Here is an 11,737-nt window from a genome sequence, read left to right as displayed (position 1 = left end):
CCCTGTGGTCAGTAAACCCCCGGCACCAAACGCCAACTCCGCGCACAGTAAGCGTCGTACTCCGCCCCAAACTGCGCACGCAGCAGCGCCTCCTCCGAATGAATCCGGGCAATCAGCGGAATCAACGTCAGCGCCGCCAGCATCAAGCCGACCACCGAGCGAAATGCCAGCGCCCAGCCCACGGCATTGACCACCAGCCCCAGATAACTCGGATTACGCAGGTGTTGATAAATGCCATCGGTGACCAACCGATGCCCCGGCTGAATCGCCACCAATCCACTGAAGCGCCGCCCCAGCACAAACACCGGCCACAATCGCAGCGCGCCGCCGATGATGAACAGCAAAGTGCCGAGCCAGCGCACGCCTTCGCCGCCCACCGTCCAGAAGTTCACCCGGTCGCAGTAGGCCGGCAAGAAACCACTGACCAGTCCGATCACCCCAAACGCCGGAATCACCCAGCGATTGGCGCGATCTTCACGCTCACCGGAGCTGAGGTTGACCTCGCTGAACAGTGAGGCGATCACCATGGCCACCGTCGCCAGTGCGACGATCACCAGCGAGCCATGGGAAAAGAACATCGCCACACCGCCAATGCCCCACACGGCCAGACCCAGATAAGCGAGGGTGGCGAGTACCGCGACGACGGTCATTTGTGCGGACATTTTCATGGTCAACTCACGGCTGGGGCGTATCCGTTGAGTGTAGATCCACCGCAAAACCTGTGGGAGCGAGCCTGTCAGTCAGCGGATATCTTGTCGTCAGTCAGGACTTTCCTGAAAGTCTCGACCAGCGGCCGCAAATTGATCCGGTGCCACGCCGCCCACAATGGCGTGGTCAAGGTCAGCCACGGCAGCTCGCGCAACACCACGCCCGGCGGCGCGTTATGGCTCAAACCCTTCTGAATCATCGCAATCCCCAACCCCGACGCCACCAACCCCAGCGCGGTAAACGGTTCGGTCGCCTGCATGCGCACATCCGGGGTGAAGCCGGCGCGGATGCAGGCGCTGACGAACTCATCATTGGCATCCTGACGCGGCTGCACGCCGATCCATTCCTGATCAGCCAGATCATCGGGACTCAACGCCGCTTGTTGCGCCAATGGATGGTGTTCCGGCAACGCCAGCAGCATCGGATCATCCAGCACCTGAAAGCCCAACAGATCAGGGTCGTCATCGGTCGGCGGCTCACTCACCAAGGCGATATCGAGACTACGCTGTCGCAAGCCTTCCAATTGCTCGGCGGAGCTGAGGTTGTACAGCGCGACATGGACGTTGGGACGATCCGCACGCAACACGCGCAAGGCATTGGGCAGGACGCCGGCGTGCATGGCGTTTTCGATATAGCCGATGCACAAACCACCTTCTTCACCGCGACCGAGGCGTTTGCCGAGGGACTCGAGGCGATTGGCGTGGGTGAGCAGGGCGCGGGTTTCGGCAAGAAAAGTCTGGCCGTCGCGAGTCAGGCGAATACGTTGCTGGCTGCGCTCGAACAGCGTCAGACCCAGGCGTTCTTCGAGCTGGGCGATCTGCCGGCTCAGTGGCGACTGGGAAATATGCAGCCGTTCGGCGGCGCGACCGACGTGTTCTTCCTCGGCGACGACAACGAAGTAGCGCAATTGGCGGATGTCGATCATGTCAGACCTTTAGGGACTCAAGTGCCGCGCATTATGTCTTGGACGGTCTCGGTGTCGCAATCTAGGATCTGCTCAACGGTCACACAGACCCAGAACCTATTGAGGAAAAACCCATGAGCTTGAAAGACAAACTGCCCGGCCAACTGGGCTTCGGCACCGCGCCACTGGGCAACATGTTCCGCGCCATCCCCGAAGAAGAAGCGCAAGCCACTGTGCATGCCGCGTGGGATGCCGGCGTGCGTTACTTCGACACCGCGCCGTTCTACGGCTCCGGTCTGTCGGAGATCCGCCTCGGCGAAGCGCTGAAGCAATACAAACGTGACGACTACGTGCTGAGCAGCAAGGTCGGTCGGGTCATCCTCGATGAAGTCGAAGACGCCGCCGCCCGCGATCTCGGCGAGAAGAGCGGGGTATTCGAACACGGTCGTCCGAACAAGATCGTCAATGACTACAGCGCCGACGCGACTATGCGTTCGATCGAAGACAGCCTCAAGCGCCTGCAAACCGATCGCCTCGACATTGTCTGGGTGCACGACATCGCGCAGGACTTCTACGGTGATCAATGGCTGGAATACTTCAATCAGGCCCGCACCGGCGCGTTCAAAGTCCTTACCCGCTTGCGCGAAGAAGGCGTGATCAAAGGCTGGGGCCTGGGCGTGAACAAAGTCGAGCCGTGCGAACTGACCCTCGACCTCAGCGAAGCGCAGCCGGATGGCTTCCTGTTGGCCGGCCGCTACACGCTGCTGGATCACGAGCGCCCGTTGCAACGCTTGATGGATTCGGCGCTGGCGCAGAACGTTGAAATCGTTGTCGGTGGCCCTTACAGCTCGGGCATTCTGGCCGGTGGCTCGCACTTCGAATACCAGCAGGCCAGCCCTGAGGTCATCGCCAAGGTCGAGCAGATCAAGCGCATCGCCGCCGCTTACAACGTCGATATCAAAGCCGCTGCGCTGCAGTTTTCGCTGGCCAATCCGGCGGTCGCTGCAGTGATTCCCGGCGCTAGCAAACCCGGTCGTATCGCTGAAGATGTCGGCGCATTGGCAGCCGTTATTCCTGCCGGTTTCTGGCAGGCCATGCGCGACGCCAAACTGGTTTCCGAACGTGCACCATTGCCAATCGATGAGGTGAAAGCATGAAGATTGATCTGAGTGGAAAACTGGCCATCGTCAGCGGCAGCACCGCCGGCATTGGTCTGGGCATCAGCCAGTCGCTGGCCGAATCCGGCGCCACGGTAGTGGTGATCGGTCGCGATACCGGCAAGGTCGAGCAAGCGCTGGCGAGCATTCGCGAGAAGGTGCCGGGCGCGCAACTGCGTGGTTTGACGGCCGATCTGGGCACCGCCGAAGGCGCGCAGAAACTGTTCGCCGCCGAACCGCGTGCCGACATTCTGGTGAACAATCTCGGCATCTTCGACGCCGTGGATTTCTTCGAAGCGCCGGACAGCGAGTGGACGCGCTTCTATGAGGTCAACGTGATTTCCGGCGTGCGCCTGTCTCGGCATTACGTGCCGGCGATGGTCGAGCAGGGCTGGGGCCGGGTGATTTTCCTGTCCTCGGAATCCGGCGTCGCCACACCGGCCGACATGATCAATTACGGCGTGACCAAAAGCGCCAATCTGGCGGTGTCGCACGGTCTGGCCAAACGTCTGGCTGGCACCGGGGTGACGGTCAATGCGATCCTGCCGGGGCCGACCTTCACCGATGGCCTCGAAGACATGCTCAAGGATGCCGCTGCCGAATCCGGGCGTAACCTGCGCGATGAAGCCGACGCCTTTGTACGCAAGGCCCGCCCGACCTCGATCATCCAGCGCGTAGCGGATGTCGAAGAGGTCGCGCACCTGGTCACCTACATTGCTTCGCCGCTGTCATCGGCCACCACTGGCGCCGCTTTGCGCGTCGATGGCGGCGTGGTCGACAGCCTGACTATCTGAATTCTGGAGAGACGTTTATTTATGCCAACAGCATCTGCAACCATCGATATTCCGGCTTCGGCCGATCAGGTCTGGCAATTGATCGGCGGCTTTAACACGCTGCCCGATTGGCTGCCCTTTATACCCAACAGTGAACTGAGCGACGGCGGCCGCGTGCGCACCTTGCAGACCGCTGACGGCGCTGTGGTGGTCGAGCGTCTGCAAGTGTTCGATAACGCGGCGAAGACTTACAGCTATTCGATTGAACAGGCACCGTTCCCGGCGACTGACTATCTGGCGACGATCAAGGTTGAAGCACAGGGGCAGGGCGCACGGGTGACGTGGTCGGGGCGCTTCAATGCCAAAGGCGTGAGCGATGAGGAGGTGGTGGCGCTGTTCAGCGGTATCTATCAGGGTGGCCTCGAGGCACTCCGAGCCAATTACCCAACCTGAGTTGATGATCGTTCCCACGCAGAGCGTGGGAACGATCATGTCAGGGATCAGGAATTTTCGATCAGGCTCTGCCGGCAATCGAGCAGCAGTTTCGCCCCGCCCAGATCGCTGCTGCCGACTTCAAGACTGAAGCCATGCAAGCTGACAATCGCCGCCACAATCGACAGCCCCAAGCCAAAGCCACCCTGCGGTTGCCCACCCTCGGCGCGATAGAAACGCTGGAACACCGCTTCACGCTCAGCCTCGGGAATTCCCGGTCCTGAGTCATGCACTTCAATGCGCGTCTGCCCACCTGCGTTCACCCCGCGCAGCATCACCGTACCGCCCGGCGGGGTGAACTTGATCGAGTTGCTCAGCAGATTCGCCAGCGCCTCGAACAGCAACGCCCGATCGCCATTGAGCGGCGGCAACGTCTCCGGCATGTTCAGCTCGAAACGCAGTTCGCCTTCCTCAGCCAGCGGCAGATAAAACTCATGCAGTTCTTCCAGCAACTGCACCGGGTCGAGTTCGACAAAACCTGAGCGGCGCTGGCGATCTTCCAGTTCGGAAATCCGCAGCAAGCCGCGAAACCGCGCCATCAGCGTGTCGGCTTCGGCCAGCACCAGATCCAGTTGCGCTGCTTCCTGCGAGCCTTCGCCGGCCTGCTGCTGCATGCGATACAACTGCGCGCGCAGGCGCGTCAGCGGGGTGCGCAAATCATGGGCGATGTTGTCGCAGACGCCTTTGACTTCATTCATCAAACGCTCGATGCGCTCCAGCATGGCGTTGACGATGGCCGCGAGCATGTCCAGTTCATCGCGGCGATTGGACAGTGGCAGGCGATGGGTCAGGTCGCCGGCCACGATCGCCTGGGCGCTGTCCTGAATGGCTCTGATCCGCCGCAGTGGCCGACGCCGCAGCAAATGCCAACCGGCGATTCCAGGCAGAATCGTCAGCGATACGCCCCAGAACAACGCATGCAAAATGATCCGCGTGACGGCGAACAGCGAGCCGTTGTCGCGCAGCAGCACCAGCCAGCGGCCGTCGCGGGTTTGCGTGGCCACCGCGTCGCAGCTGTCATTGGGCAGGGTCGGGTCGTCGGAGTCGGCGCATTCGGCAAGCATGTGGATCTTGCCGTCCAGCGGCAGGCCTTCGGGGATCTGCTGGAGCGCACCGCCGAGGTAAACGCCGTTGGCATCGAACAGGCCATAAGCGTCGATGCCACGAATGTCGAAGGTCATGCTGGCGGCGAGGGCGTCTTCCAGCTGTTCGCCGCGAAAGTGCGAAAACAGGTGCTGGCGTTGCATCAGCGAATGCTTGGCGAGGTTGTCGAGGTAGCCGGAGACCTCGTAATACATGACCCCCATAAGGATCGCGCTCCAGGCCACGAACAGCGAACTGTACAGCGCCAGCAAGCGGCTGCTGGAGGAACGCCAGCCGTCAGACGGGTTCGGCAATGACATAACCCGAGCCCCGTACGGTGCGGATCAGCGGCACATGGCCGGCGGCGTCGATCTTCTTGCGCAGACGGCCGATGTGCACGTCGATCAGGTTGGTACCAGGGTCGAAGTGATAACCCCAGACCTCTTCGAAAATCATCATGCGCGAGAGGATCTGGCCACTGTTGCGCATGAGGAATTCGAGCAATTTGTATTCGGTCGGCAGCAGCGTCAGCACCTGTTCGGCACGTCGCGCTTCGTGGCTGATCAAGTCGAGTTCGAGGTCGGCGACCTGCAGCGTCGTGGCCTGAGTGGCGCCGCTGTTCTGCCGACGCAGCAACACTTCAACCCGTGCGGCCATTTCATCGGTGGCGAACGGTTTGGTCAGGTAGTCATCGCCGCCGGCGCGCAAGCCGCGTACGCGCTCGTCGACATCGGAGAGCGCGCTGATCATCAGAATCGGCGTGGCCACGCCCATGGTGCGCAGGGTAGTGACGATGGCCAGGCCATCGAGTTCGGGCAACATGCGGTCGAGGGTGATCAGGTCGTAGTTGCCGCTCACGGCGCGGTCGAGGCCTTCGCGGCCATTGTCGACCCAGTCGACTTCCAGCCCGTGGCTGCTCAGTTCGGCGACGATTTCCCGGGCGGTCACGGCGTCGTCTTCGATGGTCAAGATACGAGTCATAGGCAGGCCTGCTGATCGGTTCAAACGGAATGGCAGCATTTTGCCAAGAAATTCCGGCGACGCTTTAAATTAACTTTCATGTTGTAGCTGTCATTTGCGCGCTTTGGGGATTAATTTGCCGGAACGTTGATATCATCTGGCCATAATTCTCTACAGGAGTTGTCCCGTGCGTATTTCCATTCGCCGTGGCTGGATGCCAATTACCGGTCTGTTGCTGGTGCTGTTCAGCGCTTCGGCATGGGCGGCCAATACGCCGTGTTCCGGCAAAAAAGGCGGGATCGCTCGCTGCGATGGCGACCTGTTCCTGTGCAATGACGGTTCCATCAGCGGCTCGAAGAAAAGCTGCGCGGCGATGTTTGGCGAGCCCCAGCAGGCCCGTCCACAAAACCTCCTGCAAAGTGATGATGGTTGCGCCTGCGGCACGGGTTCGTTCTGCACTGGCCCACGTGGCGGGGTGTATTGCCTGACGCCTAGCGGCAACAAAAGCTACAAACGTAAATAACTGGCATTTGTGCCAATGCATAAAACCCGCTGTTATTCGGCCCTTGTTGCAATTTGCATGGTTCGAGGAAGTTCATTCTTTCTAACTGATTGAAAATAAAAGATTTATTTATTTCTCGCGACTGGCACGGTCACTGCAATTCATCTGCTGACGAGTTGTAACACCATTTTTCATGCCTGGAGCAGAACAACAATGAATAGATCCCCTGATGGGTTTTATCCCGCCGTTGAAGAGTCGAGCAGCGTTTCGGGCGTGTCCTGGGGCGCGATTTTCGCCGGTGCTGCGGCTGCCGCTGCACTGTCGATGATTTTAGTCCTGCTCGGGTTTGGTTTGGGTTTCTCTGCCGTTTCACCGTGGGCCGGAGAGGGCGTCAGCGCCAAGGGCCTGGGCATTTCGACAATCGTCTGGCTGGCGGCGACGCAAATCATCGCTTCCGGCATGGGTGGCTACATCGCCGGTCGCCTGCGGGTGAAGTGGGCGAACATGCACGGTGACGAAGTGTATTTCCGTGACACCGCGCACGGCTTCCTTGCCTGGTGTGTGGCGACGTTGGTCACCGCGGTGCTGGTGGTCGGCTCGGTCAGCAGCGTGATCAGTGGTGGTGTGCAGGCCGGTGCCAGTGTCGCTGGCGGTGCTGCCAGCGCCATGACCCAAGCGGCCGGTTCTGCGGCGGCCAACACCGACAGCAACCAGTACGGTTACTACATCGACAGCCTGTTCCGCGATGACCGTCCAGCCTCGGTCAGCGATGACGCAGCGCATGGCGCCGTGGCGCGGATCTTTGCACAAAGCCTGGCCAACGGTCAGCTGAGTGCCGAAGACCGTACCTACCTGGCGCAACTGGTCGCCCAGCGGACCAACCTGACTCAGGCCGATGCCGAGCGCCGCGTCGATGAAATCTACGCCCGCACTCAGAAAGCCCTGGCCGACGCCAAACTGAAAGCTCAACAAGCCGCCGACACCGCTGCGAAAGTCGCTGCCTGGACCTCGCTGTGGATGTTCATCTCGCTGTTGGCCGGTGCGTTCTTCGCCAGCCTCGCGGCTACTTACGGCGGTCGTCGTCGGGATGCCGTTGAGTACGTAGAAGTCGACACCTACACCACGACCACTCCAGTCCGTTAAACAAGGAGCATGACCATGCGCTCATTACTGCTGTTTTTCCTCGGCGTACCGATCCCGATCATCATCCTGATCGCCCTGTTCGTGCACTGATTGCTCCATTGAGGCCCATGCCTCGGCCGTTTCCACCTTCGGGTGGAAGCGGCTTTTTGCTTTCTGACGGGCAACAAGGGGAAAATCCGCGTCGGCAACGGGGCGGCCGTTGCGCGCACGTTTAAGGATGAATACGTTGAACAAGCAAGCAATCAAACGAAAAGTCGTCGAAATGCTCGATAGCGGGCATTCCAGGGCCGAAACCTTCAAGGCGTTTTCGGGTGGCAAGGTCAAGGATCGAGTGCTGGCGGGCTGGATCGGGGCGCATCCGGATCCCGCCCTGAGAAAACGACACGCCGTTAAAGTCAACATTCTGGTCGCACTGATGGGTATCTGGGGACTTCTCGGGGCGATAGCCGGGCTGCTTCAAATCAATGACGGTGGCATCGCTATGGCATTGACCATGGTCTTGATTATTGGCGTGATTCCGCTCTTGTTTGCGTGGGGCTTTTACAAGGGCATCGCGGTGATTTACACAATCTATGTCACCTTCACGATCAGCCAGATTCCTCGTGAATTCTACGGCTTCAGTGAAGAACCCGTGTCGACTCTGCTCGGCGTGGCGTTCATTCTGGCCATGGTGTTCTACGCCGCCTGGGTCAAATCGCTGCTGTTTCCGGACCTCGCTTTGGTCGGTACAAGGAAGATCAAAGGGCAGTACGTCTTCTCCAATTGATCGTTGGACAATCCAGCCGCTTTCACTGGCCTGGATCAATATTTCGCCGGGCGAGATCGCCTAACGTAAATGATCCAGGCCTTTGCTGAGGTATGAACTACAGTGCTTCACGCGCACCTTGTTGCGCTGACGGAGTACCCGTGTCGACGCCCCAATCACAGCAACAATAAACGCGTCGACCCGGTGTAGTGCAGCAAGGAGCTGACACCACCTCAACCGAACTTTCACGGATGAACATCGCAATGCACTGCCAAGAAAGAACTTTCGATATCCAGCCGTTGGCGCAGGCGGATATGACCGTCCACATCAACGGCCAAGCGGTCACCGCCGCCATTGGTGAAACCGTCCTCAGCGTTATCCAGTCCCTCGGCGTTCGCCAGATTGCCCGTAATGATCACGACCAGATCACCGGCGCCTACTGCGGCATGGGCGTGTGCCAGTGCTGCCTGGTGAAAATCAATGGCCGGCACAAACGCCGTGCCTGTCAGACCGTCGTGCGCGACGGCATGCAGATTGAAACCCAGGTCAACCGCATCACTGCGCAGGAGGTCGTATGAACCTGCAACCGGTAATCGTCGGCGGTGGCCCGGCGGGGATGGCAGCGGCCATCGAACTGGCGCGCCACGGTGTGCGCTGCACCTTGCTTGAAGAAGCATCGCGGCTTGGCGGCGTGGTTTATCGCGGGCCGCTGCGTGATGGCGTGCAACTGGATTATCTCGGCCCGCGTTATTCCGAAGCATTGGGCAAACTGCACGGTGATTTTCAGGAGCAGGCCGGGCTGATCGACGTTCGCCTCAACCATCGCGTGGTCGGCGCCGAAGGCACTCGCGCGCTAGTGGTGCTGGATGGCGACGAGCAATTGCACGAAATCGAGTATCCACAATTGCTCCTGGCCGCCGGTTGCCACGAACGCAGCGTGCCGTTTCCCGGCTGGACCTTGCCGGGGGTGATCATGCTTGGCGGCCTGCAACTGCAAATCAAAAGCGGCGTGGTCAAGCCGCAAGGACCGGTGATCATCGCCGGCACTGGGCCGTTGCTGCCGCTGGTGGCGACGCAGTTGCACGCTTCGGGCGTCAGCGTCGCGGGCGTGTATGAAGCCTGTGCGTTCGGCAAGATTGCCCGTGAAAGTCTGGCGCTGCTGAACAAGCCGCAGCTGTTTCTCGACGGTTTGAGCATGCTCGCCTACCTGAAACTGCACGGTATCCCGATGAACTACGGCTGGGGCGTGGTCGAAGCCCACGGCGAAGGCGAGCTGAAAAGCGTCAGCGTCGCGCCGTACTCGGCGACGTGGGAACCGGACATGAGCCGCGTCGAGCGCTTCGAAGCCAAGACCCTCGCGGTCGGTTACGGCTTTATTCCGCGCACCCAACTGAGTCAGCAGATGGGCCTGGATCATGGCTTCAGCGACGACGGTTATCTGCGCGCCAACGCCAACGTCTGGCAGCAAAGCAACGAACCTCACGTGCATCTGGCCGGCGACATGGGCGGGATTCGCGGTGGTGAAGCGGCAATGCTCGCCGGCAAGATCGCGGCGACCTCGATTCTGCTGCAGCGCGGAGTGCTCGAAGAGGAATTGGCGCGTGTGCGTCGCGACCGCTACTTGAGCAAACTCAAAGCCATCGTGCGCTTCCGCGCCGCTGTGGATCGCTACACCGAACGCGGCGTTGGCCAGACTGCATTGCCTGCTGCCGATACGGTGATTTGCCGTTGCGAACACGCCACCCGCGCCGACATCGACCTGGCGCTGGAGCAGGGCGTGCAAGACATCGCCAGCCTGAAAATGCGCACCCGCGTGAGCATGGGCGATTGTCAGGGCCGGATGTGCGTCGGCTACTGCAGCGACCGCCTGCGCCAGGCCACCGGACGCAAGGACGTTGGTTGGCTGCGCCCGCGTTTCCCGATCGATCCGATTCCCTTTTCCGCGTTCCAGTCCATCGGCACGGAGGCCGCTGCCCATGAGTAAGTTCTACGACGTGGTCATCGCCGGTGGTGGCGTGATCGGGGCGTCCTGCGCCTATCAACTGTCCAAGCGCAAAAACCTCAAGGTCGCACTGATCGACGCCAAGCGCCCGGGCAACGCGACCCGGGCCTCGGCCGGCGGTTTGTGGGCGATCGGTGAGTCGGTCGGCCTCGGTTGCGGGGTGATTTTCTTCCGCATGATGTCGGCCAACCGCAAACGCGAAACCCAGGGCGCGGCGGTCGCCGTGGACGCGAGCACGCCGCACATTCTGCCGGAGTCGTTTTTCGATTTTGCCTTGCAGTCCAACGCGTTGTACCCGGCGCTGCACCGTGAGCTGAAAGACAATCACGGGATGGATTTCAAGTTCGAAAAGACCGGGCTGAAATTCGTCATCTACGACGACGAAGACCGGCTCTACGCCGAGCACATCGTCGGCTGCATTCCGCACCTGGCCGACCAGGTGCGCTGGCTTGATCAGGCGGCGCTGCGCGAGGCTGAACCGAGCGTCAGCCATGAAGCACGCGGGGCACTGGAATTTCTCTGCGATCACCAGGTCAGCCCGTTCCGCCTCGCCGATGCCTACATGGAAGGCGCGCGGCAGAACGGCGTCGACATTTTCGTCAACACCAACGTCACCGGCGTGTTGCACCACGGTAGCCGCGTCACCGGTGTGCAGACGGCTGAGGAGGGCGTATTCCACTGCAAGACGCTGATCAACGCCGGCGGTGCCTGGGCGGCGGATCTGAGCGAATGGGCGACGGGGATTCGCATCCCGGTGAAACCGGTGAAAGGCCAGATTCTGCTCACCGAGCGCATGCCGAAAATCCTCAACGGCTGCCTGACCACCAGCGACTGCTACGTGGCGCAAAAGGACAACGGCGAGATCCTGATCGGCAGCACCACTGAAGACAAAGGCTTCGACGTCACCACCACCTACCCGGAAATCGCCGGGCTGGTGCAGGGCGCAGTGCGGTGTCTGCCGGAGCTGAAAGACGTCAACCTCAAGCGTACGTGGGCGGGGTTGCGCCCGGGTTCGCCGGATGAGTTGCCGATTCTCGGGCCGATGCGCGGGGTGGAGGGGTATCTGAATGCCTGCGGGCACTTCCGCACCGGGATTCTGACCTCGGCGATTACTGGCGTGTTGCTGGATAAGCTGGTCAACGATGAACCGCTGCCGCTGGATATCACGCCGTTTCTGGCGGACCGGTTTGAGGTGGTACCGGTCAAACAGGAGCTGGAACTGGAACTGGTCTGACCTTGGCAAGATGATCATTCCCACGCTCCGCGTG

At 60.8% G+C, this 11,737-nt stretch carries 14 protein-coding genes; 9 read left to right on the top strand and 5 right to left on the bottom strand.

The window, feature by feature from the left end:
- Positions 1 to 8: 8 nt before the first annotated feature.
- Together PMI23_RS04720 and PMI23_RS04715 are read right to left on the bottom strand one after the other, a co-directional pair.
- Complete coding sequence (locus PMI23_RS04720) at positions 9 to 668, bottom strand: methyltransferase family protein (RefSeq protein ID WP_007914987.1); 660 nt, start codon at positions 666 to 668, stop codon at positions 9 to 11.
- Between the two features lie 68 nt (positions 669 to 736).
- Entirely contained in the window at positions 737 to 1,633 is an 897-nt protein-coding gene (locus tag PMI23_RS04715; RefSeq protein ID WP_007914988.1) for a LysR substrate-binding domain-containing protein, read from the bottom strand.
- Between the two features lie 113 nt (positions 1,634 to 1,746).
- Between PMI23_RS04715 and PMI23_RS04710 the strand changes: the two genes are divergently transcribed.
- From PMI23_RS04710 to PMI23_RS04700, 3 genes are read left to right on the top strand one after another with little or no spacing between them, the layout of a single operon-like run.
- Positions 1,747 to 2,769, top strand: coding sequence for an aldo/keto reductase (locus tag PMI23_RS04710; RefSeq protein WP_007914989.1), 1,023 nt, complete (start codon positions 1,747 to 1,749; stop codon positions 2,767 to 2,769).
- On the top strand, positions 2,766 to 3,563 hold the full coding sequence (locus PMI23_RS04705; RefSeq protein WP_007914992.1) for an SDR family NAD(P)-dependent oxidoreductase: 798 nt from the start codon (positions 2,766 to 2,768) through the stop codon (positions 3,561 to 3,563). Before PMI23_RS04710 ends, PMI23_RS04705 begins: the two co-directional genes overlap by 4 nt.
- Before the next feature lie 21 nt (positions 3,564 to 3,584).
- Complete coding sequence (locus PMI23_RS04700) at positions 3,585 to 3,995, top strand: SRPBCC family protein (protein WP_007914994.1); 411 nt, start codon at positions 3,585 to 3,587, stop codon at positions 3,993 to 3,995.
- A gap of 47 nt (positions 3,996 to 4,042) precedes the next feature.
- Here PMI23_RS04700 and PMI23_RS04695 read toward each other — a convergent pair whose 3' ends face one another.
- Both PMI23_RS04695 and PMI23_RS04690 read right to left on the bottom strand, forming a co-directional pair.
- Positions 4,043 to 5,437 (bottom strand): sensor histidine kinase, encoded by a 1,395-nt coding sequence (locus PMI23_RS04695; RefSeq protein ID WP_007914995.1) that lies wholly within the window; start codon positions 5,435 to 5,437, stop codon positions 4,043 to 4,045.
- Complete coding sequence (locus tag PMI23_RS04690; protein ID WP_007914996.1) at positions 5,415 to 6,098, bottom strand: response regulator transcription factor; 684 nt, start codon at positions 6,096 to 6,098, stop codon at positions 5,415 to 5,417. The genes PMI23_RS04695 and PMI23_RS04690 overlap by 23 nt, the downstream gene beginning before the upstream one ends.
- A gap of 193 nt (positions 6,099 to 6,291) precedes the next feature.
- Here PMI23_RS04690 and PMI23_RS04685 point away from each other — a divergent pair, with 193 nt between their 5' ends.
- A complete protein-coding gene (locus PMI23_RS04685; RefSeq protein ID WP_042704902.1) occupies positions 6,292 to 6,600 on the top strand; it encodes a hypothetical protein in 309 nt (102 codons plus the stop codon).
- A gap of 192 nt (positions 6,601 to 6,792) precedes the next feature.
- Positions 6,793 to 7,722 carry a membrane protein gene (locus PMI23_RS04680; RefSeq protein WP_007914999.1) on the top strand — a complete coding sequence of 310 codons (930 nt, stop codon included), beginning with the start codon at positions 6,793 to 6,795 and terminating at the stop codon, positions 7,720 to 7,722.
- A gap of 24 nt (positions 7,723 to 7,746) precedes the next feature.
- Here PMI23_RS04680 and PMI23_RS29730 read toward each other — a convergent pair whose 3' ends face one another.
- Positions 7,747 to 7,956: a hypothetical protein gene (locus PMI23_RS29730; protein ID WP_141231768.1), complete on the bottom strand. Its 210-nt coding sequence runs from the start codon at positions 7,954 to 7,956 to the stop codon at positions 7,747 to 7,749.
- Here PMI23_RS29730 and PMI23_RS04675 point away from each other — a divergent pair.
- The 4 genes from PMI23_RS04675 to hcnC all read left to right on the top strand — a co-directional run bounded on the left by PMI23_RS04675 (position 7,949) and on the right by hcnC (position 11,703).
- Positions 7,949 to 8,488 carry a hypothetical protein gene (locus tag PMI23_RS04675; RefSeq protein WP_007915001.1) on the top strand — a complete coding sequence of 180 codons (540 nt, stop codon included), beginning with the start codon at positions 7,949 to 7,951 and terminating at the stop codon, positions 8,486 to 8,488. The two genes, PMI23_RS29730 and PMI23_RS04675, sit on opposite strands and share 8 nt — an antisense overlap.
- Before the next feature lie 242 nt (positions 8,489 to 8,730).
- Positions 8,731 to 9,045 carry a cyanide-forming glycine dehydrogenase subunit HcnA gene (hcnA, locus tag PMI23_RS04670; protein ID WP_042704901.1) on the top strand — a complete coding sequence of 105 codons (315 nt, stop codon included), beginning with the start codon at positions 8,731 to 8,733 and terminating at the stop codon, positions 9,043 to 9,045.
- A complete protein-coding gene (gene hcnB, locus PMI23_RS04665) occupies positions 9,042 to 10,451 on the top strand; it encodes a cyanide-forming glycine dehydrogenase subunit HcnB (RefSeq protein ID WP_007915004.1) in 1,410 nt (469 codons plus the stop codon). Before hcnA ends, hcnB begins: the two co-directional genes overlap by 4 nt.
- Positions 10,444 to 11,703 (top strand): cyanide-forming glycine dehydrogenase subunit HcnC, encoded by a 1,260-nt coding sequence (hcnC, locus tag PMI23_RS04660; RefSeq protein WP_007915015.1) that lies wholly within the window; start codon positions 10,444 to 10,446, stop codon positions 11,701 to 11,703. Before hcnB ends, hcnC begins: the two co-directional genes overlap by 8 nt.
- Positions 11,704 to 11,737 lie beyond the last annotated feature (34 nt).

This window comes from Pseudomonas sp. GM24 (genome assembly GCF_000282235.1).
Lineage (GTDB): Bacteria > Pseudomonadota > Gammaproteobacteria > Pseudomonadales > Pseudomonadaceae > Aquipseudomonas.
This window is presented reverse-complemented; position numbering and strand designations above follow the sequence as displayed.